The sequence below is a fragment of the Amycolatopsis sp. FBCC-B4732 genome (genome assembly GCF_023008405.1).
Classification (GTDB): Bacteria; Actinomycetota; Actinomycetes; order Mycobacteriales; family Pseudonocardiaceae; genus Amycolatopsis; species Amycolatopsis pretoriensis_A.
In genome coordinates, this window is record NZ_CP095376.1 from 7,214,527 (window position 1) to 7,236,474 (window position 21,948).

Genomic DNA, 21,948 nt, shown 5'->3' on the forward strand with positions numbered 1-21,948 from the left:
ATGGTGATCCGCGTCACCGCAGGTTTAACGCGCGAGTAACTTGTCCGGACACTCCCCCTGGTGAGTGATTTTCTTTCGACGTTCGGGCTGGTAAGAGCCACTACGCAAAACGCCCCCGGCACCAGTGGGTGCCGGGGGCGTCGTTCGCGCGGGCGTCAGCCCTTGAGCAGGGCCCGGGCCATGACGACCTTCTGGATCTGGTTCGTGCCTTCGTAGATCTGCGTGATCTTCGCGTCGCGCATCATGCGCTCCACCGGGAAGTCGCGGGTGTAGCCGGCGCCGCCGAACAGCTGGACCGCGTCCGTCGTCACCTCCATCGCGATGTCCGACGCGTACATCTTCGCCGCCGAGGCCATGAAGCCCGCGCGCTTGTCGCCGCGCTCCGAGGCCGCTGCCGAGGCGTAGACCAGGTGGCGGGCCGCTTCGATCTTGGTGCCCATGTCGGCCAGCATGAACTGGACGCCCTGGAACTCCGCGATCGCCTTGCCGAACTGGCGGCGGTCCTTCACGTACGCCACGGCCGCGTCGAGGGCGCCCTGGGCGATGCCCAGTGCCTGGGCGCCGATCGTCGGGCGGGTGTGGTCGAGGGTGCGCAGGGCCGTCTTCAGGCCGGTGCCCGGCTCGCCGATGATGCGGTCCTCGGGGATCGTGCAGTTCTCGAAGTAGATCTCGCGCGTCGGGGAGCCCTTGATGCCGAGCTTCTTCTCCTTCGGGCCCACCGAGAAGCCCGGGTCGTCCTTGTGCACGACGAACGCCGAGATGCCGTTGGCCTTCTTCTCCGCGTCCGGGTCGGTCACGGCCATCACCGTGTACCAGGACGACTCGCCCGCGTTGGTGATCCAGCACTTGGTGCCGTTGAGCACCCAGTGGTCGCCGTCGAGCCGGGCGCGCGTGCGCATCGACGCGGTGTCCGAGCCCGCTTCGCGCTCCGAAAGCGCGTACGACGCCGAAGCCTCGCCCGACGCGATCGAGGGCAGCACCAGCTTCTTCACGCTCTCCGAGCCGGACAGGATGATCGGCTGCGTGCCGAGCTTGTTCACGGCCGGGATCAGCGACGCCGACGCGTCGACCCGGGCGACCTCCTCGATCACGATGCAGGCGCCGACGGCGTCCGCGCCCTGGCCGTCGTACTCCTCGCCGATGTGGACGGCGTTGAAGCCCGACTTGACCAGCGCGTTGTACGCCTCGATCGGGTAGCGCTCGTTCTCGTCGACCTCGGCCGCGTAGGGCGCGATCTCCTTCTCGGCCAGAGCCCGGACCGCGGCCCGCAGCTCCTCGTGCTCCTCGGCAAGCTGGTACAGGCCGTCGGTCACTTCGGGTCACCTTCTCTGCAACGTCGGAAGAGTTCTGTCGATGTTAGCGCTCGTTCACAGCAGGTGGCGCCCTCGTCCTTGTGTCGTTGACCGCAGAATTCGTATGGTCGAGTGATGCCGCTCACCGCGCCGACGACGCCGCCCGGTTTGCCCGCCTCCCTCGACTACCCCGAAGTCTCCGTCGGTTCGATCCTCGCCGCGGGCGCTGCCCGCTGGGGCGACCGGACCGCCTTCGAGCACGACGGCCGAAGCCTGACCTTCACCGAGACCTACCGCGCGGCCTGCCGGTTCGCGCACGCGCTGCGGGACCGCGGCATCGGCCGCGGCGACGTCGTGGCGCTGCACCTGCCGAACTGCCTCGCCTTCCCGGTCGCCTACTACGGCACGCTGCTGGCCGGGGCCACCTTCAGCCCGGCGAACCCGCTGCTCCCGCCGGCCGACCTCGCGTTCCAGCTCGCCGACTGCGAGGCCGCGGCCGTGGTGACGTTCGGCCCGGTCGCGGGCGCGCTGGCCGCCGTGGCCGACCGGATCCCGGCGCGGCTCACGGTCGTCGTCGCCCCGGCCGGTGACCTGGCCGAGGACGCCGTCGAGTTCGAGGCGTTCCAGGCCGGGCAGCCGGAGACGCGCCCCGACGTGGACACCGACGTCCACGAAGACCTCGCCCACCTCGCCTACACCGGCGGCACGACCGGCCGGTCGAAGGGCGTGCGGCTGACGCACCGCAACGTCGTGGTCAACACCCTCCAGCACGCCTGCTGGGGCTCCGGCTCGGTGCCGGCGCTCGACGAGCGGGGCGACATCACCCTCGACCAGATCGGCAGCGAGGAAGAGTGGGTGACGCGCCTGGGCACCGGCGTCGCGATCAACCTGACGCCGTGGTTCCACGCGATGGGCATCATCGGCGGCCTGAACGCGGCGGTCATCGCGGGCACCAAGATCGTGCTGCACACCCGCTTCGACCCGGCCGCCTACGTCGCCGACGCCGAACGCCTGCGCATCACGGGCATCGGCGGCGCCCCGGCGCTGTTCGCCGCGCTGCTCGCGACGCCGTCGTTCCACACGGCCGACCTGTCGTCGGTCCGCTCGATCGGCTCGGGCGCGGCACCGATGAACCACGCGATGATCAACGCACTGCGCGAGCGCTTCCCGGGCGTCGTCGTCAGCGAGGGCTACGGCCTCACCGAAGCGACGATGGGCGCGGTGATCTCCCCGACGTACCAGTCGGGCACCCGCAAGGTCGGCTCGGTGGGCGTCCCGATCTTCGACACGCAGGTCAAGATCGTCCCGGCCGAAGGCGGCGAAGACCCCCTCCCGGCGGGCGAGAAGGGCGAGGTCTGCCTCCGCGGCCCGCAGATCATGCGGGGCTACCGCAACCGCCCGGAGGAAACGGCGGACGCACTGGTCGACGGCTGGCTCCACACGGGCGACATCGGCATCCTCGACGCCGACGGCTACCTGTCCATCGTGGACCGCAAGAAGGACATGCTGCTGTACAAGGGATACAACGTCTTCCCGCGCGAGCTGGAGGAGCTCCTGGTGACGATGCCGGGCGTGGCGGCGGCCGCGGTGGTCGGCCGCCCGGACGACGAGGTCGGCGAACTGCCGGTCGCGTTCGTGGTGCCGAACGGGCCGTTGGAAGCGGACGAGCTGATGGCCGCGGTCAACGAGAAGGTGCTGCCGTACAAGCGGTTGCGGGAGGTGCACGTGGTCGAGCAGATCCCGGTGTCCGCGGCGGGGAAGGTGCTGAAGCGCGAACTGCGGGAGCAGCTGTCAGGTAACTGACCAATATCGAATACGCATCAGACCGCGGGCGGTGTAACAAAACCCGGACGGACCGCGAAGCGCTTCCGAAGCCGTGGCGAACTGCCTATCATGACGAGAACGACGGCGGCCGGGGGAATTGCATGGACCAGACGTTCACGGCGATCACTCTGCCCGAAGCAGTGCGCTGGCTGTTCGAGACCAACGGCTACGACGTCGCCGGCCCCGTCGAGTTCGACGGGGCCGCGGTCGATCTCGTCGCGACCCAGCTCTCCGGCTTCAGCGAGCAGAACGTCTACATCGAGGCCACCATCCAGCACGTGGACGGCGCGAAATACGAAGAGCTACTCGCCAAGCTGACGCGTTTCCGCACCCGACTGGGCGCGCAGCGAATGATAATTTCCCCGGCGGGGTTCGCGGCGGGTGTCAAGGAAAGCGCCGGCGCCGAGGGGATCCTCACCTTCACCTACAACGAACTGTTCGCGAACTTCGAACGAGTTCAACCGTACCTGTCCTACATCCTCGGCGATTCGCGTCAGGCGAAGACCCTGCAGGCGCTGGACGAGGTCTACGAAGAGCCGAACTTCGACGACAAGTACGGCAACCAGTGGGCGACGAAACACCTCACCGACTGGCTGCACGACGAGGACAAGGACCGGTCCTGGCTGATCATCGTCGGCGAGTACGGCACCGGCAAGACCGCGCTGACCGAGGTGCTGCAGAAGCGGTGGGCGGAGCTGTACCAGAAGGGCGACAGCCCGCGCCTGCCGTTCCGGATCGAACTCCGTGACTTCGCCAAGCAGTTCGACTCCCGCGGGCTGCTGCACCACTTCCTCGACCGGAACGAGCTGGCCCACCTCCCGGTCTCCTTCGTCGAGAGCATGATCTCCAACGGCCGCGTCGTCTTGCTGCTGGACGGCTACGACGAAATGGCCCAGTACCTGAACGTGCGCGAGCGGCGTGCCTGCCTGGAGGCGCTCGCCGACCTGGCCAGCAACGGGGCGAAGGGGATTTTGACGAGCCGCCCCAACTACTTCACCGAAGCCGAAGAGCTGCGGGTGTTCGAAGTCCTGTACCAGAAGCTGGGCTCGCACCGCCAGATCAACGTCCTGGACCGCGCCGTCGTCGAGCAGGAACGCGAGGTCGATTCGCTGCTGGAGCGGTTCGTCCTCAACCGCGTGGAACGCAGCCTGCGCGACCTGACGTACGAGCAGACCATCGAGCTGGTGCGCCGGCGCCTGAAGGACGACCCCGAAGGCGCAAGCGTCGTCACCGGGTTGCTGTCGAAGGTCTTCCGCAACGAAGAGGACCGGAACGTCTCGCTGTCCGGCAAGCCGGTGATCATCACCTACCTCCTCGACGTCGTCGAAGAACTGAAGAAGGACGACGCCGGAGACCCCGAGCAGAAGATGTCCGAGTGGGACATCTACAACCTGATCGTCCACAAGCTCATGCTCCGCGACTGGGCCCGGACGTCGACCCTGTTCCCGACGGAACGGCTGCTCTTCCTCCAGAAGCTCGCCCTGTACACGTCCACGAGCCAGCAGAAGAGCGTCAACGAGTCCAGTTTCCGCGAGGTCATCAGGACGGTCTTCGAATCGAAGATGACCAAGAAGCGGGTCGAAGGCGTCACCGACGCGGAAGACTCCCTCTTCGACGACCTCCGGTCCTCCACCACCCTCACGAGGAGCACCGACAAGGTCACCGCGCAGTGGCAGTTCTCCCACAACTCCCTGCGCGAGTACCTGCTGGCCGGCTACCTCATCGACTGTCTCGTCGACGGTCGGCCGGAGCCGCGGTCCGTCCCGGTGACGGACACCATGATCACCTTCGTCAACTCGATGCCGCAGGACAAGCTGCAAGAGGCCTACACGCAGCTGTCCGCCCTCTGGCCGTCGCGGAAGATGCACAAGGGCATCGACCAGATGCTCATCCTGCTTTGGGGCGCGAAGCGGCACAACGAGCGCAAGAACCGCAGCGTCCCCGAGAGCCTGACCGACCTCGTCGGCGACAGCCTCGACCTCTCGAACTGTACGCTCAGCGGCATCAACTTCAGTGCGGAAGACAACGTCACCCTGCGCGGGCTGAACGCGTCGAGCAGCATCATGACCGACACCGACTTCTCCCGCACGGACCTGACCGGTTCGAACTTCTCGGACTCCGCGATCGACGCGTGCGTGCTCACGAACGCCGACGTGACCGGCGCGGACTTCTCCAACCTCCTGATGCTGGACACCGAGATCACCGGGCTGGTGTGCACCGGAGCGAACTTCACCAACCTCACGAAGGACTCGACGGCGCTGTTGAAGGTCGGCAAGGACCTGCACGTGCTCGACGCGACCAGGCTCCGGGGCTACCTGAAACGGCGAGGTGCGATCACCGACCCCGTCAACCCGTACTTCATGTACTGCCTGGACCAGAACTTCGACATCTGCGAGAAGATCTGCCGCGTCCTCCTGGATGGAGCGTGGCATCAGCGCCTCGGCCTGGAGCAGCGCGGCGCCTCCGAGCGCAACGTCAAGCTGGCCAAGAAGTTCGTGCAGTTCCTGATCTCCATCGGGCACGTCCAGATCAAGAACGGCACCGGCGGCAAGCTCATCGGCACCACGCAGAGCGGCCGCCCGGTCGTAGCGCGGCTGAGCGAGAACGCCCACATCGACGAAACGCTGCTCCCCTTCTTCGAGGAGAACCTGCGCTAGCCGCGGCCTCAGTGACCGGTCTTGGTCCGCAGGGCCGCGTCCTTGTCCAGGACCAGCTTCTCCAGGTCCTGCTGGAACTTCGCCATCTTCGAGCGGAGGGCTTCGTCGGACGCCGCCAGGATGCGGACGGCCAGGAGGCCTGCGTTGCGGGCGCCGCCCACCGAGACCGTGGCCACCGGGACGCCTGCCGGCATCTGGACGATCGACAGGAGGGAGTCCAGGCCGTCCAGGTACTTCAGCGGGACCGGGACGCCGATCACCGGGAGGACCGTTGCCGAGGCGACCATGCCCGGGAGGTGGGCCGCGCCGCCGGCGCCCGCGATGATCACGCGGATGCCGCGGGCCACCGCCGATGTCGCGTAGTCCAGCATGCGCTGCGGGGTGCGGTGCGCCGAGTAGACGCCGACCTCGTACTCGACGCCGAACTCGTCCAGCGCCGCGCCGGCCGCCTCCAGGGTCGGCCAGTCCGAGTCGCTGCCCATGATCACGCCCACCTGCGGCGCCATACCCGTCACTCCCGTCAGTGGATCTCGTAGCCGTCGAGCCAGACGGCGTGGGACAGCCAGTGCGCCGACAGCAGCGCGCGGTTGCGCAGGTCCTCCATGCGCTCGCCGGTGAAGTTGACGTGCCCGAGCTTGCGCCCCGGGCGCTCCTGCTTGCCGTACAGGTGCACGCGGACCTCCGGGTACCGCGCGAACAGGTGGTGCAGCCGCTCGTCCGGACCCATCTCGGGCAGCACCGCGGCACCCAGCACGTTCGCCATCACGCACGCCGGCGCGACCAGGTCCGTGCAGCCCAGCGGGTAGTCCAGGACCGCGCGCAGGTGCTGCTCGAACTGCGACGTGCGCGAGCCGTCCATGGTCCAGTGGCCCGAGTTGTGCGGGCGCATCGCCAGCTCGTTCACCAGCAGCCCGGTGTCGGTCTCGAACAGCTCGACCGCGAGCAGGCCGGTGACGTCCAGCGTCGCGGCGATCCGCAGCGCCAGGTCCTGGGCCTCGTGCACCCGCGAATCGTCGAGCCCCGGCGCCGGGGCCAGCACCTCGGTGTTGATGCCGCCCTCCTGGACGGTCTCGACCACCGGGTACGCCGCGCCCTGGCCGAAGGGCGAGCGGGCGACGAGCGCGGACAGCTCCCGCCGCATCGCCACCTTCTCCTCGACCAGCAGCGCCGTGCCCGCTTCGAGCAGCTCCGGCACGGTCTCGCGGGCGTGCTGCGCGGTGTCCAGCATCCAGACGCCGCGGCCGTCGTACCCGCCGGTCGACGCCTTGAGCACCACCGGCCAGCCGTGGTCGTCGCCGAACGCCACCACGTCGTCCACTGTGGACACCTCGGCGAAGGCCGGGCCCGGCACACCGAGGCCCGCCATCATCTCGCGCATCACCAGCTTGTTCTGCGCGAAGCCCAGCGCCGTCGGCGCCGGCCGGATGACGTAGCCCTCCATCGCCAGCGTCAGCAGGTGCTCGCCCGGCACGTGCTCGTGGTCGAAGGTGAGCACGTCGACCGAGGCCGCGAACTTGCGCAGCGCCTCGAGGTCGGTGTGGTGGCCCAGCGAGACGTCGCCCGCGACGAGACCCGCGGCTTCGTTCTCCCCCGCGGCGAGCACGCGCAGGGACTGGCCGAGGGAGATCGCCGCCTGGTGGGTCATCCGGGCCAGCTGCCCGCCGCCCACCATGCCCACGACGGGCAGACCGGTGTGTTTGTCCATAGCCCGCTCAGCCTACTGCGCCGATTTTTGACAATCCGACCGGCAGCCACGCCGGAACAAGTGCGGTGAGCTGCCAGCTCCGGTGAGTGTCCGCCTGCTTTCGGCCGGATTGTCAAACGGTCACCAGGCCGGCCGACCGCCGGACCAGGCGTAGCTCACGCACCGCCAGCCCGAGGATCCCCGCCGCCGCCGCGAGCACGTAGACGTTGCCGAGGAGCGACCAGCCCAGGCCCCAGCCGAACTCCCGGTCGCCGCCGTTGGGCACCAGCATCACGATCTGCGAGGCGAACAGCACCGCGACCGCCGCCGCGGCCCACCAGCGGGCCTTCACCACGAGCAGCGTGAGCAACGGCACGCACCAGACCCAGTGGTGCGACCACGACACCGGCGACAGCAGCAGGCCGTAGAACGCCGTCACGAGCAACGCGGCCGCGTCCTCGCCACGCCGGTGCAGCCGCACCACCAGCCACACGGCGGGCACGGCCAGCACCGCCGCCACGCCGACCGCCACCGCCAGCGACCACGGGGCCAGCGCCGAAGCCCGGTTCACCAGCCCGTTGAGCGATTGGTTGAAGATCCAGTGCACCGACCCGACCCGGCTCGGGTCGGTCGCCGAATCCCGCCAGAACCGCGCCGCGTCGACCGGGATGACCGCGAACATCACCGCTTCGAGCGCCACGAACGTGCCCACCGCCCGCAGCCCGTCCTTCCACCGGCCCGTGAAGAACAGGTGCGGCACGAAGATCAGCGGGGTCAGCTTGATCGCCGCCGCCACGCCGATCAGCACGCCCGCCCAGCGCGACCCGCGCACCGAGAGCACCAGGACGTCCAGCACCACGAACGCCATCAGTATCAAGTTGATCTGGCCCAGGAACAGCGTTTTCCACACCGGTTCCAGCGCCAGCGCGATGGCCGTTCCCGCCGGCAGCGCCCACCGGCTTCTTCCCAGAAGCGGCGCGTGCCCCGGCGACGACGAAACCACCGTGATCACGACCATAAGACCGACCACCGACAAAACCGCGATCACGCCCCACACCAGGCCCGACGGCACCAGCGCGAGCGGCAGGAACAGCGGCGCCGCGGCGGGCGTGTAGGTGAACGGCAGCCGTACCCAGTCAGGCAGCGCGGTCAGCACGTCCCGCGTGTAGAGCGGGTCGCCGTGCAGCAGCGTCAGCGCACCCGCGCGGTACACGGCGCTGTCCGCGCCCAGGTGCCACCCGGCCAGCCAGCCGACGACCCCCAGTGCCAGGACAGCGAGCGCGAGCACCCCCGCGAGCACCCGGCCGGTGCGCGCCTCAGACGCCGGCTTCGACGTCGACACGCGCGGCCGCCTTCTTCCGCGCCCGCCGCTGCAGGCCCCAGCGCAGGATGAGCGCCACGGCCAGCACCACCGGCATCAGGATGTAGGCGTCCCCCAGGATGTTCTGCCAGACCGTCCAGTGCAGTTCGACGTTGCGCCCGTTCGGCAGGATCAGCAGCACGCAGCTGACGAACACGAACGCCGCGAGGAACGTCCCGACCCAGCGCTTCCACGCCGTCTTCGGGGTGGTCTTCGGCAGCCGCGAGACCAGCAGCACGATCAGCGGGATGACCCACACCCAGTGGTGGGTCCACGAGATCGGCGAGATCAGCAGCGTCCAGAAGGCCGTGACGAGCAGCGCGGCCAGCGCCTGCCCCTTGCGGTGGAACCGCATGAGCAGCCACAGCGCCGGGATCGCGAGCAGGAAGCCGATGCCCATCGCGGCCTTCGACGCCCACGGCGCGAGGTCGGTGGCCCGGTTCATCAGCGCGTTCAGCGACTGGTTGCCCGCCCAGTGCACCGGCCCGATCCGGCCGGTGTCGGGCAGCGTCACGGTCCAGTACTTGGCCGCGTCGTGCGAATTGATCAGGAACATCAGGCCCTGCAGCAGCAGGAACGTCGCGAAGCCGCGGATCGCGTCCATCCGGCGGCCGGTGACGAACAGGTGCCCGAGGAACACCAGCGGCGTGAGCTTGATCGCCGCCGCGACCCCGACGAGCACGCCGCCCCACCGGCTGCCGCGGGCGCCGATGACCAGCATGTCGAGCAGGATCATGGCCATCAGGATCAGGTTGATCTGGCCGAGGAAGATCGTCCGCCACACCGGCTCGAGCCCGAGGAAGACCAGGAAGAACACGATGGTCGAGCGGGCCGGCGAGGCCCACCAGCGCGGCCCGTCGGCGGACGGGCGGGGCAGGGCGCCGATCGCGATCCGGATCGACAGCGCCATCGCGCCCAGCGAGACGGCGGTGATCAGCCCCCACGAAATCTGCGTCGGGAAGGCCGCGAGCGGGACGAAGATCAGCGCCGCCGTCGGCGGGTAGGTGAACGGCAGCAGCGCCCACCACGGTTCGTTGGGCAGGGTGTTCGCGTCGTAGAGCGAGTCGCCGTGCAGCAGCGTCAAAGCGCCCGCCCGGTACACCGCGCTGTCCACGCCGAGCACCCAGTCGTGCTGCCAGCCGTAGATGCCGTAGCCGATCGCGACCAGCGGGATCACCGACAGGATCAGGATCGACCGAGGGCGGACGGACAGGCGGGCGAGTGACTTCCGCAGGGCCAGCCGGTGGTGGGAGCTGGCCGCGACTTCGCCGTCGACGTCGGTGGATACGGTCCTGGTCACCGCACCAGGAAATCATGACCGGCCCGGTCCAGGTCAGCGAGGTCCGGGCGGAAGCGGACTTTTCGGGCGTTCTACGCTCGCGCGAGCTGCGCCAGCAGGTCGCACGCGAGCTCGTGGGTGGCGGGCAGCCGCACCGCGGACACGCGGGGCTGCCCCGCGTCGGCCAGCTGCGCGTCCACCGACAGGCGCTCGTTCAGCGCCCGCCGCAGCGCCACGCCGTGCGAACCGACCCGGTCGTCCTTCGGGACCAGCGCGGCGACGACGGACGGCCCGAGCGAAGCGACGCTCTGCCCGCTGTCGAACACCGCCCGCAGCGCGTCCGCGACCAGGATCATCCCGGTCAGCCGCGGGAACCCGGCGACGGTGCTGAGGTCCAGCGAGACGACCAGGAGCACGTGCTCCTCGGCCGCGGGCCGCTCGCGCGCGGCGGCCGCTTGGTAGACCTCGTAGAGCCGGGTGCGCAGGTACGCGGCCGAGGGCAGGCCGGTCAGCGGGTCGGTGACCTCGGTGTGCACGAGCTGGTCGGTGGCGACGTCGGCCCAGGCCAGCGCGGTGGTCCGGAGCAGCCGCGACGGCGTGGCGTCGACGTCCGGCGAGACGAAGCCGTCGCCGGCGTGGTCGAGGACGGCGTGCAGCGCGGCGAGGTCGGCGAGGGTTTCCGCGAGCCCCGCACCGGCCGCCGCCCGCGCCCTGGCCAGCCCGGCCAGCGCGGTTTCGGCGGCTTCGACGCGTCCCTTGGCCATCACGGCCGCGCAGACGGCGTCGACCTCGGGCAGGGCCCAGTCGCTGGGGAACCGCCAGCCCGCGGCCAGGCTCGCCGTGCGCCAGCGGGCGCGCAACGCGCGCAGGGAGCGATCGCGCTCGGACTGGGCCTGGGGCGGGACGTCACCGGGGCCGGAGCGCGTAGCCGGAACGTCCACTGGCCCCCCATCCCTTTCGTCCGGTGCGTGTGGATCTTGATCGGTGCTTCACGGTGAGGACGTGCCTCGCCGGACCCCGTGACGCGTACTGGCGAGTTTTGTTAAGAAGCTTTTCCACGCCGACACCCGGGGGTGGGTGATTTTGCTGCGCCGTCGGAGTCAACACCCCGACCACCGCGTGACGGCCCGGGGTGGGTCAGTCACACTTGTCTCGCGCCCCGGACCGGCCTGTAATGGCAGGTCCTGGCCCTAGCCGACCGAGGAGTGCCGTGTCCACCGTTCCCGCCGATCTCAGCGGAAAGAGTGACGCCGAGCTGATCGCCGAGGTCCGCTCGGGGAAGATCGCCTCCTACGGCGCCCTCTACGAACGGCACACCGGCGCGGCCCACAACCTGGCCCGTCAGCTGGCCCGCTCGAGCTCCGAAGCGGACGACCTCGTGTCCGAGGCGTTCGCCAAGGTGCTGGACACGCTGCGTGGCGGCAAGGGCCCGGACACCGCCTTCCGGGCGTACCTGCTGACCGCGCTCCGTCACACGGCGTACGACCGCACGCGCAAGGAACGCCGGGTCGACCTCAACGAGGACATGTCCGACGTCGGCGGGGCCGCCGCCGAGGCGCTGACCGTCCCGTTCTCCGACACCGCCGTCGCCGGCCTCGAACGGACGATGGCCGCGAAGGCGTTCGCCCGGCTGCCCGAACGCTGGCAGGCGGTGCTCTGGCACACCGAGATCGAGCAGCAGAGCCCGGCCGAGGTCGCGCCGCTGCTCGGGCTGACCGCGAACGGCGTCTCCGCGCTCGCCTACCGCGCCCGCGAAGGCCTCCGGCAGGCCTACCTCCAGGTCCACCTGCAGGAGAACGCCGAGGAACGCTGCCGCGCCTGCGCCGACCGGCTGGGTGCCTGGACGCGCGACGGGCTGTCCAAGCGCGAACGCAACCAGGTCGAGAACCACCTCGACGAGTGCGAGAACTGCCGGGCGCTGGCCGCCGAGCTCGCCGACGTCAACGGCGGGTTGCGCGCGATCATCGCCCCGATCGTCCTGGGCGGCGCGGCCCTCGGCTACCTCGCCACCATCGGCGCCGCGAAGGCGAGCGCGGCCACGGCGGCGGCAGCCGGTGCGGCCGCCGCCGCGGGTGCGGCCGCCGGGGGCAAGGCCGGTGCGGCCGCGGGCGCCGCCGCGGCCGGACCCCGCCAGTTCGCCGGAGTGGCCGCCTCGGGCGCGGCGGTCGTCGCGGCCGTCGTCGTCGCGCTCACCGCCGGCGGCGGGGCCCAGGAGATCCCGGTCGCGGCCGCCGTGCCGCCCCCGGTCGTCCAGCCCGTCCAGCCACCCGCGCCGAAGCCCCAGCCCCAGCCGGTTCAGCCGCCCGCTCCGCAGCCGCCGCAGCCCCCGGCCCCGCCCGCGCCGCCCCCGGTGGAACCCGCGCAGCCGCCCGTCCAGCCGCCCGCACCCGCGCCGCCGGCACCCCCGGCGCCGTCCGCGCCGGCCCCGCCGTCGATGTCGGCGACGACCCCGCCGGACGGCGTCGAGCTGAGCCCGGGCTCCGCGACGAACCTGCCGATCACCGTCCGCAACGACGGCGGCAGCGTGTCCGAGCCGGTGGCCGTCGCGCTGAAGCTGCCGCCGGGCGTGCACGCCGTCGACGCGGCGGGCGGCGGCGCGCCGATGGCGTTCGCGCAGGGCGGCAGCGCGCCGATCTCGGTGAACTGCCCGGGCGGTGACGGCACGGTCGTCTGCAAGACCGGCAGCGGCCTGCAGCCCGGCCAGAGCGCCACCCTGAACTTCCGCCTGCGGGCCGACGACGACGCCAAGGGCGGCACGGTCACCGGGACGGTCACCGCGGGCGTGCAGGTCAACGTCCGGGTGAGCGTCGAAGTCACCGTGAAGCAGCCGCCGGACGCGGTGGTCCTGGAAGCGCAGGGCGACGGGCTGTCGGCGTTCCCGTGGACCCGCAACCCGCTGGTCTACGTGCGCGTCCGCAACACCGGCGAGACGAACAAGCCGGTCACGGTCACCTTCGACCACCCGCTCTGGCAGTGGTGGAGCTTGCGCGGCTTCCCCTGCGAGCCGTCCGGCGACGGCGCGACCTGCACGACGAAGAGCGCGCTGGCGCCCGGGCAGCACGTCAACCTGTGGGTGCGGCTGAAGGGCCGCCCCGACGACGGGCGCGTGACGATCACGGCGCAGCTCGGCAAGGCGTCCGCGCGGCCGGTGACGGTCGACTTCGGCTGCTGGCACCACTGGTGCGGCGAGGACCCGCTGCCGACGACCACACCGCCGTCGTCGTCGACCACCCCGACGAAGCCGTCGAAGCCGGCTCCGTCGAAGCCTTCCTCGACCCCGCCGACGACGACCGAGACCGAGCCGTCGGCCGAGCCCCCGGCGTCGACGACCACGTCCAGCGCGCCGCCGCGGCCGGGCACGAACCCGGGCCCGAAGCAGCCGACCGTCACCCCCGAAAAGGCTTTCGGCTGGCTCACGGGGTAGCGTCCGCGCGGTGCGCGAGCTGCTGAAAAAGCATCGCGAGCTCCTCCGCTTCGCCGTTGTCGGCGGGATCAGCTTCGTGATCACGATGTCCGTCAACTACGGCTTGAAGTTCACCGTGCTGCGGACCCACCCGGTGACGGCGCTGATCCTGGGCGTCCTGGTCGCGACGATCTTTTCCTACGTCGCCAACCGCGAATGGTCGTTCCGCACCCGCGGCGGCCGCGAGCGGGCGCACGAAGCGGCGTTGTTCTTCCTGTTCAGCGGCATCGCGCTGGGCCTGAACGCGCTGCCGCAGTGGTTCTCGCGGTACGTGCTGGACCTGCAGGCGCCGCGGCTGTCGCCGTTCGGCGTCGAGGTGGCCGACTTCGTCAGCGGCATCGTCATCGGGACGCTGCTGGGGACGGCGTTCCGCTGGTGGTCGTTCAAGAAGTGGGTGTTCCCGGACGAGTCCGGGCGGGTCGCGGCGACCCTTGAGGATCCGGACATTCAGGACCGGAAAGCCGCCTGAACCACAGGTCACCGCGGTGTGCTCCTAGACTGCGTGGTGTGACCGTTGTGGAAACCGTGCTCAAGCGCACGCCGGAACCACTGCGTTCGGTGCTGATCAAGCACCGGGAGCTGCTGAAGTTCGCGATCGTGGGCGGCACGACGTTCCTGGTCGACAACGGGGTCTGGTACGTCCTCAAGCTGACGGTGCTGGAGCCGAAACCGACCACGGCGAAGGCGATCGCGATCATCGTGGCGACGATCGTGTCGTACATCCTCAACCGCGAGTGGTCCTTCCGCACCCGCGGCGGCCGCGAACGCCACCACGAAGCAGCGCTGTTCTTCGTGATCAGCGGGATCGCGGTCGTGGTGAACCTGATCCCGCTGTACGTGTCGAGGTACGTGCTCCACCTGGAGATGCCGCACGTGACGCGGCTGGTGCAGGAGGTCGCGGACTTCGCGAGCGGGTCGATCATCGGCATGTTGCTCGCGATGTTCTTCCGGTTCTGGGGCTTCAAGAAGTGGGTGTTCCCGGACGAGCTGGGCGAGCGGCGCCGGGACAGCGACACGGTGACTCGGCTGCGCTGAGCGCTTGCCCGAGCTGATCCCGCCCGACGTCCGGTGGCACGCCGCCTGGCGGGACGCGCACGCCGAGTGGGGCCCGGGTGCGCACGAAGACGGCTTCGGCCTTCAGGCGGCCGACCGGGTCGGCACCGCCGCGGGCTTCGCGGCCTGGCTGGCGCGGCTGAACACCGAGCCCTGCACCTACCGCTGGATCGTCGAAGGCGAGCGGGTGCTCGGCGGGATCGCCCTGCGGCACGGCTTCGGTGAGTTCGTCCGGCAGTTCGGCCACGTCGGCTACGGCATCCGGCCGTCCGCGCGGGGACGCGGGCTGGCGAGCTGGGCGCTGGGCCGGATCCTGGGCGAAGCGCGCACCCTGGGCATGTCCCGCGTCCTGCTGGTCTGCGCGGCGGACAACGTCGCCTCGGCGAGAACCATCGAGCGCAACGGCGGGGTACTCGAAGCGTCGCCGGATCGCCGGGTCCGCCGGTACTGGATCGAAAACTCCTTGTCTTCCGACATGTAGTTGTCTAGAGTCATCCTCGTCAGTGTTCCTTCGTGAGGACGCCGCCCGGGTTCGGCCGGGCGAGCGGGACGATTCGAGGTGGTTTCCGAGCGCGAAGAGGTCGCACCCGCCCAGCGGGTGACGATGGAGCCTTTTCCCGACTCGACGGGACGCGTTTTTCCGCGCGTCCGCACCTCTCGTCCCTTCTGACGAAAAAAGGACTTCGTCTTGAGCACCATCGCGCCTCAGCGCGCCCGAAAAACGGCTCTCGTGGGCCTGTTCCTGTCCGTTTTCCTCGCGATGCTCGACGCCCAGGCCGTCGCCACCGCGCTTCCCCGGATCTCCGCCGAATTCGACGGGACCGGCGCCTACGCCTGGGTCACCACCGCCTACCTGCTCGCCGGCAGCGTCACCGCTCCCCTGTACGGGAAGCTCGGGGACGTCCACGGCCGCAAACGCGTGCTCCTGGGCGCGCTCGCCCTCTTCCTGCTCGGTTCGCTCGCCTGCGGCCTGGCGCCGTCGGCCGCATGGCTCATCGCCGGGCGGGTGCTGCAGGGCGCCGGTGCCGGCGGTCTCTTCGTCTCCGTCGGCGCTTCGCTCGGCGAGCTCTTCTCGCCCCGCGAAGGTGCGAAGTACTTCGGGTGGTTCTCGGTCTGCTTCGCCGTCGCCTCCCTCGCCGGGCCGGTCGCGGGCGGTTTCCTGACCGGGCTCGCCGGGTGGCGGTCGATCTTCCTCGTCAACCTGCCGCTCGGGCTGCTCGCCGTCGCCCTCCTCACGACCCTCGACCTACCTCGACGGCGGAAAGACGCGCCGTTCGACTTCGCGGGCGTCGTCCTCCTCGGCGTCGCGATCACCGGGTTCACCCTGCTCACGCCGTGGTCGGCCGGGCTCGGGACGGTCGCGGCCCTCGCGTTCGTGGTGGTCGAACGCCGGGCCGAAGCGCCCGTGCTCCCGCTCAGGCTCTTCCGCGACCGGACCTTCACCGTGTCCGTGCTGCTCAGTGTGCTCGCCGGGTTCTCGTTCCTCGGCTCGGTCAACTACATCGCCGGCTACCTGCAGGCCGACGCCGGCCCCGGGGAAGGCGGGCTGCGGCTGGTCCCGATGACCATCGCCGTCGCGCTTTCCTCCGTCGTCGCGAGCAAGGTCATCGCCCGCACCGGCGCCTACCGGTGGGCGCCGCGGCTCAGCATGGCGCTCGGCCTGCTCGCGGTGCTCGGACTGACGACGCTGCACGGGCTCGTCGAAATCCTGGCCTGCCTGGTCGTCTTCGGCCTCGCGGCCGGCCTCAACCTCCAGGTGCTGGCGCTGGCCACGCAGAACACCGCGCCACCGGGCGATCGCGGCGCGGTCGCCGCCGCGGTCAACCTCGCCCGCTCGCTCGGCTCCGCGCTCGGGCCGGTCGCGCTCGGCTTCGCCTACACCGCGGGCGCGCACGGCGTTTTCCTCGCCCTGCTGCCCGTCCTCGCGCTCGCCCTCGTCACGGCGTTCGCGCTCCCCCACGTCCCGCTCCACCGCTAGGAGAACCACGATGATCTTCGTACTCGGCGCCACCGGCAAGGTCGGCCGCGCCCTCGTCCCCGCCCTCCTCGACGCCGGCGCCGCCGTCCGCGCCCTGACCCGCGACCCGGCGAAGGCCCGGATCGACCCGCGCGCCGAAGTCGTCCAGGGCGACCTGGACACCGGGGACCTGCCCGCGCTGCTCGCCGGTTCGGACCGCGTGTTCGTGCTGACCCAGGGGCACAGCGCCGACAGGGAAGCGGCGGTCGCCCGGGCGGCCGCCGAGGCCGGGGCCACCCACCTCGTCAAGCTGTCCACCACCGGTGTCCACTTCGGACAGCCGGACCCGATCACGCGCGCCCACGCCGAAGCCGAGCAAGCGATCCGCGAAGCCGGGCCGTCCTGGACGATCCTGCGACCCGGCGCCTTCATGGACAACCGGTTCGCCTGGCGCGGCTCCATCCGCGGGGAGAACGCCGTGTACGTACCCGAAGGCGATCCGGCTTCCGCGCTGGTGCACGTCCGGGACATCGCCGCGGTCGCGACCCTCGCCCTCACGACGTCGGACCACGAAGGCGCGACCTACGAACTCACCGGCGGCGAAGCCCTCACCACCCGGGAACAGGTCGCGCTCCTTTCCGAAGCTGTCGGTCGCCCGATCGAATACGTCGAAGAACCGCGTAGCGCGGCTCGTGCGCGGATGATGCGCGAGTACGGCTGGCCCGCCCAAGCCGTCGACGGTTTCTTCGCGCTCAAGGAGGCGTCCGCCGGGCACGAACACGTCGTTTTCGACACCGTGGAACGCGTGCTCGGCAGGCCGCCGCTGAACTTCGCGAAATGGGCACGTGAGAACGCGGCCGCATTCCCCTACCCTTACAGGGGGTGACGGCGGGAGGTGACGGGATGGGCCTGCGCGTCCTGGTCGTGGACGACCACCCGCTGTTCCGGTTCGGCGTGGTGACGCTGCTGGGGAACGAACCGGGGATCGAGGTCGTCGGCGAGGCCGCCAGCGGCGCGAACGCGGTCGACGCCGCCGCCGCGCTGCGGCCCGACGTCGTCGTCATGGACCTGCACCTGCCCGACCTCTCCGGGATCCAAGCGGCCCGGCACATCGTGACGGCCAACCCGGACACCGGCGTGCTGATGCTGACGATGGCCGACGAAAGCGAGTCGGTCTTCGCGGCGATGCGCGCCGGTGCCCGGGGCTACCTGCTCAAGGACGCCGAGCCGGACGAGATCCTGCGGGCAGTGCGCTCCGTCGCCCGGCGCGAAGCCATCTTCGGGCCGGACATCGCCAACCGCGTGCTCGGCTTCTTCAGCCAGTCCGCGCCCGCGAGCGAACCGGTGTTCCCGGAGCTGACCACGCGCGAGCGCGAGGTGCTGGAGCTGATCGCGGCCGGGCACAGCAACGGCGTCATCGCGAACACCCTGTGCCTGAGCCCGAAGACCGTCCGGAACCACATTTCCAACGTCTTCGCCAAGCTGCACGTCACCGACCGCGCCGAGGCGATCGTCCGGGCCAGGGACGCGGGCCTCGGCCGGTCCTGACGGGCAGCCAACCGGGCAACATCGGGACGCCGGTCCCATGCGCCCGGGACACCTCTACGGGCACTGTGGTGACGTGGGGGGTGTACCCCTTCGCACCGTTCGAGGGGAATGGGTGACGATGTTCGAATCCGACAGGACGCCGGTGGTGGTCCGCGCCACCGATCCGATCCTGCACAACGGCGTCTGCGTGGCGCTGCGTTCGCGGGACGAAGTCCGGGTGGTGGACGGGGACGCGGCCGGCCCGGCCGTGGTCGCGCTGCTGGTCGCCGACCGGCTCGACGAGACGATGAACCAGCTGCTGTCCGCGTTGCACCACCAGGGCTTCACCCGCATCGTGCTGATCGCGGGCGAAGTCGACGACAACGAGGTCCTGAACGCCGTCGAGCACGGCGTCTGCGCGGTCGCCCGCCGCGCCGACGCCGGACCGGAGGTGCTCGTCCGGCTGATCAAGGCGGCCGCGGCGGGCGAGGGCGCCCTGCCGCCGGACCTGCTCGGCCGGCTGCTGAACCGCGTTTCCCGCCTGCAGCGCCAGGTCCTCCAGCCACGCGGCCTGCAGATGGGTGGCATGAGCAACCGGGAGACGGAGGTGCTCCGGTTGGTGGCGGCCGGGTATTCGACGCAGGAGATCGCCGACCAGCTGTGCTACTCGCAGCGCACGGTGAAGAGCATCCTGCACGACGTGACCAACCGCTTCCAGCTGCGCAACCGGTCGCACGCGGTGGCGTACGCGCTGCGGGAAGGGTTGATCTGAGCCGTGATCGTCCAGGGCTGTTCCGCTTCGCGCTGTGGGAGCAACGTCGCAGGTTGTTCGACGGCCGGGCCGAGCGCCCCAATGTGGCCGTCGGTGCGGCTGACGCACCCAACTCCGCCTTCGGTGCGTCAGCCGCAACCAAGGCCGCATTGGGGCGATAGCTCGTCACCGCACGGTTTGCGGCAAACCCGCGAGCCGCGACCCGCCCCGCGCGTGGCCGCTAGCGCGGGACTCGTTCGGCGGGCCACCGGACTTCCGGGACGTCGCTGGGCCGCGGCACCTTGAGGAAGAGGCTGAAAACGGCCGGGCGGCGGTGGGACAGCTCCAGCCGCCCGCCGTCGGCCTCGACCAGGGCGCGGGCCAGTGCCAGGCCGACGCCCGTGGAGCCGCCGCCGGAGAAGCCGCGTTCGAAGATGTGCGGGGCGAGTTCGTCCGGCACGCCGGGGCCCGTATCGCTCACCTCGATGACCACCGTGCCCTCGGCGTCGCCGCGGCGGGCGGCCAGCGTCACCGTTCCCGAACCGTGGCGCAGCGCGTTGTCGAGCAGCACCCCGATGACCTCGCGGAGCCGGCCGGGCGTGGCTCGCGCCATCAGGCCCTCGGCCACGCGCATCCGCAGGTTGCGGCCCTCCGAGCGAAGCAGCTCTCGCCACTCCTGGGCCATTTCCGGCAGCTGCGTGGGCAGGTCCACCGGTTCCGCGCCGACCTCGCGGGCCGCGCGCGCCGCCGCCAGCAGCTCGTCCAGTGCCTCCGCGAGCCGGTCGGCCTGTTCCTGGGCGGCCTTCGACTCGTCGGCCACCTCTTCGTCCGGGTGCACGGTGAGCGGTTCCAGCCGCAGCTGCAACGCCGTCAGGCGGCTGCGCAGCTGGTGCGAGACGTCGCCGACGAGCTGGCGTTCGCGCTGCACGAGCTGGGCGAGCGCGGTGCCGGACGCGTCCAGCGCCTCGGCGACCATGTCGAGCTCGCCGACGCCGTAGCGGCTCGGGTCGGGCCGGAAGTCGCCGCCGCCGAGGCGGGCCGCGCGTTCGGCGACGTGCCGAAGCGGCTTCGCCAGCCGCCGCGCCGTCGCGATCGCCACCACCGCGCCGGTCCCGATCGACAGCAGCACCAGCAGGACGACGACGAGCGTCACCGTCGTCTGCCGCTCGTGCATCGGCCCGGCGGGGACGGCGATCTCGACCTTGCCGTCGCGGGCGAGGTCGGCCGTCTCGGTGACCGTGTCGCGGCCCGGGTCGCTGCCGTAGCGCTTCTCGATCTGGCCGCTGGCCCGGACGGTGAGCAGCCCGTTCACCGGGACCGCGGCGCGCACCTGGTCGAGGTCGATCTCCTGGCCGTTGGCGATCTCGGTGTCGAGGATCGCCGCGGCCGCACGCGCGTTCTCGGCGAGGGTCTCGCGGTAGCTCGACTCGATCTGCCAGCTCGCCACGATGCCCAGCGGGATGCCGAGGACCGCCGCGGTGACGGCGACCGCGAGCAGGATGGCCAGCAGGATGCGGCGGCGCACGGCTTATTCGGCGTTGAACCGGAAGCCGACGCCGCGGACGGTCGCGATCCGCCGTTCGCCGTCGTGGGCCTTGCTGGTGCGGCCCGCGGCTTCGTCGGCGGCGATGGAGAGCTTCCGCCGCAGCCACGACATGTGCATGTCGAGCGTCTTGGACGTCTTCGACTCGAGGTCGTTCCAGACCTCCGCGAGGATCTCGTCGCGGCTGACGACCTGCCCGGCGCGGCTCATGAGCACGCGCAGCAGCTCGAACTCCTTGTTCGCCAACTGCACCTCGTGCAGGTCGACGGTGACCAGCCGGGCGCCGACGTCCATCCGCACCCCGCCCGCCTCGAGCACCTCGGGCACCCGGCGGCGCAGCAGCGCGCGGATCCGGGCCAGCAGCTCGGCGAGCCGGAACGGCTTGGCGACGTAGTCGTCGGCCCCCGCGTCCAGGCCGACGACGAAGTCGACCTCGTCGGTGCGCGCGGTGAGCATCAGGACGGGCAGCTCGGTGCCGTTGGCGCGCAGCCGCCGGCACACCTCCAGGCCGTCCATCCCCGGCAGGCCGAGGTCCAGCACGAGCAGGTCGACGCGCTGGGCGGCGGTGGCGTTGAGGACCGAAGGACCGTCGGTGACGACGTGGATCTCGTATCCCTCGCGTTCGAGGGCGCGGGAGAGCGGTTCGGCGATGGCCGGATCGTCTTCGGCAAGTAGGACCATGCTCACCTGGTCGACTCTACGACGCCGGGGCGTGAAACCATCGTGACCGTGCCTGGCTACGGAGATGATCTGGCCCTCGCCACCCGGCTGGCTGACGCCGCCGACGCGATCACGACGGCGCGGTTCCGCGCCCTGGACCTGGCGGTCTCGCGCAAACCCGACCGCACCCCGGTGACCGACGCGGACACCGCGGTCGAGGACGCGATCCGCGACCTGCTGGCGGCGGAACGCCCGGCCGACGCGGTGCTCGGCGAAGAGCGCGGCGGCTCGGCGGCGACCGGCCGCGCGTGGGTGCTCGACCCGATCGACGGGACCAAGAACTTCCTCCGCGGCGTACCCGTCTGGGCGACGCTGATCGCGCTCGTCGAAGACGGCGACCCGGTGGTGGGCATGATCAGCGCGCCCCTGCTGGGCCGCCGCTGGTGGGCGGCGACGGGCTCCGGCGCGTTCTCTTCGGACTCCTCGGGGACGCGCCGGCTGGCGGTCTCCGGCGTTTCGTCCCTTTCGGACGCTTATCTGTCCACAACGGACTTGAACTCGTGGGTCGAGTACCACTCGCGCGAGAAGTACCTGGACCTGGTGAACGCGTGCTGGGAATCGCGCGCGTTCGGCGACTTCTGGCAGCACGTCCTCGTCGCCGAAGGCGCGCTCGACGTCGCGGCGGAGTGCATCGTGAACCCGTGGGACGTGGCGGCGGCGCAGGTGATCGTCACCGAGGCGGGCGGGCGGTTCAGCGACCTGGACGGCGGCGGGCGCTACGACAACGGGAGCGCGCTGTCGACCAACGGCCTCGTGCACGACGAAGCGCTGGCGATCCTCAAGCGCTGAATGCCATGAGGGGCACCTTCATGGACTTAAGAGCCATGAAGGTGCCCCT

Annotated in this window: 19 protein-coding genes; 11 read left to right on the forward strand and 8 right to left on the reverse strand. The window is 70.8% G+C overall.

Features of this window, described 5'->3' with window-relative positions; all coding sequences use genetic code 11:
* Positions 1 to 155: 155 nt before the first annotated feature.
* On the reverse strand, positions 156 to 1,313 hold the full coding sequence (locus MUY14_RS31825; RefSeq protein WP_247014598.1) for an acyl-CoA dehydrogenase family protein: 1,158 nt from the start codon (positions 1,311 to 1,313) through the stop codon (positions 156 to 158).
* Positions 1,314 to 1,427: 114 nt separating this feature from the next.
* Here MUY14_RS31825 and MUY14_RS31830 point away from each other — a divergent pair, with 114 nt between their 5' ends.
* Together MUY14_RS31830 and MUY14_RS31835 are read left to right on the forward strand one after the other, a co-directional pair.
* Entirely contained in the window at positions 1,428 to 3,095 is a 1,668-nt protein-coding gene (locus tag MUY14_RS31830; protein WP_247014599.1) for a class I adenylate-forming enzyme family protein, read from the forward strand.
* Between the two features lie 122 nt (positions 3,096 to 3,217).
* Positions 3,218 to 5,773, forward strand: coding sequence for a pentapeptide repeat-containing protein (locus MUY14_RS31835; protein WP_247014600.1), 2,556 nt, complete (start codon positions 3,218 to 3,220; stop codon positions 5,771 to 5,773).
* Positions 5,774 to 5,781: 8 nt separating this feature from the next.
* Here MUY14_RS31835 and purE read toward each other — a convergent pair whose 3' ends face one another.
* The 5 genes from purE to MUY14_RS31860 form a co-directional block, all read right to left on the reverse strand.
* The gene (gene purE / locus MUY14_RS31840; protein ID WP_247014601.1) at positions 5,782 to 6,279 is read right to left on the reverse strand and encodes a 5-(carboxyamino)imidazole ribonucleotide mutase; all 498 of its coding nucleotides are present in this window, start codon (positions 6,277 to 6,279) and stop codon (positions 5,782 to 5,784) included.
* A gap of 14 nt (positions 6,280 to 6,293) precedes the next feature.
* Positions 6,294 to 7,478: a 5-(carboxyamino)imidazole ribonucleotide synthase gene (locus tag MUY14_RS31845; RefSeq protein WP_247014602.1), complete on the reverse strand. Its 1,185-nt coding sequence runs from the start codon at positions 7,476 to 7,478 to the stop codon at positions 6,294 to 6,296.
* A gap of 112 nt (positions 7,479 to 7,590) precedes the next feature.
* Entirely contained in the window at positions 7,591 to 8,799 is a 1,209-nt protein-coding gene (locus tag MUY14_RS31850) for a glycosyltransferase 87 family protein (protein ID WP_247014603.1), read from the reverse strand.
* Positions 8,774 to 10,117: a glycosyltransferase 87 family protein gene (locus MUY14_RS31855; RefSeq protein WP_247014604.1), complete on the reverse strand. Its 1,344-nt coding sequence runs from the start codon at positions 10,115 to 10,117 to the stop codon at positions 8,774 to 8,776. Before MUY14_RS31855 ends, MUY14_RS31850 begins: the two co-directional genes overlap by 26 nt.
* A 71-nt stretch (positions 10,118 to 10,188) precedes the next feature.
* Positions 10,189 to 11,037 (reverse strand): GGDEF domain-containing protein, encoded by an 849-nt coding sequence (locus MUY14_RS31860; RefSeq protein ID WP_247014605.1) that lies wholly within the window; start codon positions 11,035 to 11,037, stop codon positions 10,189 to 10,191.
* 269 nt (positions 11,038 to 11,306) lie between these two features.
* Here MUY14_RS31860 and MUY14_RS31865 point away from each other — a divergent pair, with 269 nt between their 5' ends.
* The 8 genes from MUY14_RS31865 to MUY14_RS31900 all read left to right on the forward strand — a co-directional run bounded on the left by MUY14_RS31865 (position 11,307) and on the right by MUY14_RS31900 (position 18,868).
* On the forward strand, positions 11,307 to 13,520 hold the full coding sequence (locus MUY14_RS31865) for a sigma-70 family RNA polymerase sigma factor (protein ID WP_247014606.1): 2,214 nt from the start codon (positions 11,307 to 11,309) through the stop codon (positions 13,518 to 13,520).
* 10 nt (positions 13,521 to 13,530) lie between these two features.
* Positions 13,531 to 14,028 carry a GtrA family protein gene (locus tag MUY14_RS31870; protein ID WP_247014607.1) on the forward strand — a complete coding sequence of 166 codons (498 nt, stop codon included), beginning with the start codon at positions 13,531 to 13,533 and terminating at the stop codon, positions 14,026 to 14,028.
* Positions 14,029 to 14,066: 38 nt separating this feature from the next.
* A complete protein-coding gene (locus MUY14_RS31875; protein WP_247014608.1) occupies positions 14,067 to 14,594 on the forward strand; it encodes a GtrA family protein in 528 nt (175 codons plus the stop codon).
* A 4-nt stretch (positions 14,595 to 14,598) separates the two neighbouring features.
* Positions 14,599 to 15,093, forward strand: a complete 495-nt coding sequence (locus MUY14_RS31880) for a GNAT family N-acetyltransferase (protein WP_247014609.1) — start codon at positions 14,599 to 14,601, stop codon at positions 15,091 to 15,093.
* Between the two features lie 207 nt (positions 15,094 to 15,300).
* Positions 15,301 to 16,590, forward strand: a complete 1,290-nt coding sequence (locus MUY14_RS31885; RefSeq protein ID WP_247014610.1) for an MFS transporter — start codon at positions 15,301 to 15,303, stop codon at positions 16,588 to 16,590.
* Positions 16,591 to 16,600: 10 nt separating this feature from the next.
* Positions 16,601 to 17,455 carry an NAD(P)H-binding protein gene (locus tag MUY14_RS31890; RefSeq protein WP_247014611.1) on the forward strand — a complete coding sequence of 285 codons (855 nt, stop codon included), beginning with the start codon at positions 16,601 to 16,603 and terminating at the stop codon, positions 17,453 to 17,455.
* Between the two features lie 17 nt (positions 17,456 to 17,472).
* Entirely contained in the window at positions 17,473 to 18,117 is a 645-nt protein-coding gene (locus MUY14_RS31895; RefSeq protein ID WP_247025340.1) for a response regulator transcription factor, read from the forward strand.
* A 118-nt stretch (positions 18,118 to 18,235) separates the two neighbouring features.
* On the forward strand, positions 18,236 to 18,868 hold the full coding sequence (locus MUY14_RS31900) for a response regulator transcription factor (protein WP_247025342.1): 633 nt from the start codon (positions 18,236 to 18,238) through the stop codon (positions 18,866 to 18,868).
* A 220-nt stretch (positions 18,869 to 19,088) separates the two neighbouring features.
* Here MUY14_RS31900 and MUY14_RS31905 read toward each other — a convergent pair whose 3' ends face one another.
* Positions 19,089 to 20,372: an ATP-binding protein gene (locus MUY14_RS31905; protein ID WP_247014612.1), complete on the reverse strand. Its 1,284-nt coding sequence runs from the start codon at positions 20,370 to 20,372 to the stop codon at positions 19,089 to 19,091.
* A gap of 3 nt (positions 20,373 to 20,375) precedes the next feature.
* A complete protein-coding gene (locus tag MUY14_RS31910; RefSeq protein ID WP_247025344.1) occupies positions 20,376 to 21,071 on the reverse strand; it encodes a response regulator transcription factor in 696 nt (231 codons plus the stop codon).
* 42 nt (positions 21,072 to 21,113) lie between these two features.
* Here MUY14_RS31910 and hisN point away from each other — a divergent pair, with 42 nt between their 5' ends.
* On the forward strand, positions 21,114 to 21,899 hold the full coding sequence (gene hisN / locus MUY14_RS31915; protein WP_247014613.1) for a histidinol-phosphatase: 786 nt from the start codon (positions 21,114 to 21,116) through the stop codon (positions 21,897 to 21,899).
* Positions 21,900 to 21,948 lie beyond the last annotated feature (49 nt).

Excerpts from the sequence above, each read along its gene's own strand:
- MUY14_RS31830 (WP_247014599.1), top strand. The coding sequence starts at position 1,428 with ATGCCGCTCACCGCGCCGACGACGCCGCCCGGTTTGCCCGCCTCCCTC.
- MUY14_RS31835 (WP_247014600.1), top strand. The coding sequence starts at position 3,218 with ATGGACCAGACGTTCACGGCGATCACTCTGCCCGAAGCAGTGCGCTGG.
- purE (WP_247014601.1), bottom strand. The coding sequence starts at position 6,279 with ATGGCGCCGCAGGTGGGCGTGATCATGGGCAGCGACTCGGACTGGCCG.
- MUY14_RS31845 (WP_247014602.1), bottom strand. The coding sequence starts at position 7,478 with ATGGACAAACACACCGGTCTGCCCGTCGTGGGCATGGTGGGCGGCGGG.
- MUY14_RS31890 (WP_247014611.1), top strand. The coding sequence starts at position 16,601 with ATGATCTTCGTACTCGGCGCCACCGGCAAGGTCGGCCGCGCCCTCGTC.
- MUY14_RS31895 (WP_247025340.1), top strand. The coding sequence starts at position 17,473 with ATGGGCCTGCGCGTCCTGGTCGTGGACGACCACCCGCTGTTCCGGTTC.
- MUY14_RS31900 (WP_247025342.1), top strand. The coding sequence starts at position 18,236 with ATGTTCGAATCCGACAGGACGCCGGTGGTGGTCCGCGCCACCGATCCG.
- MUY14_RS31910 (WP_247025344.1), bottom strand. The coding sequence starts at position 21,071 with ATGGTCCTACTTGCCGAAGACGATCCGGCCATCGCCGAACCGCTCTCC.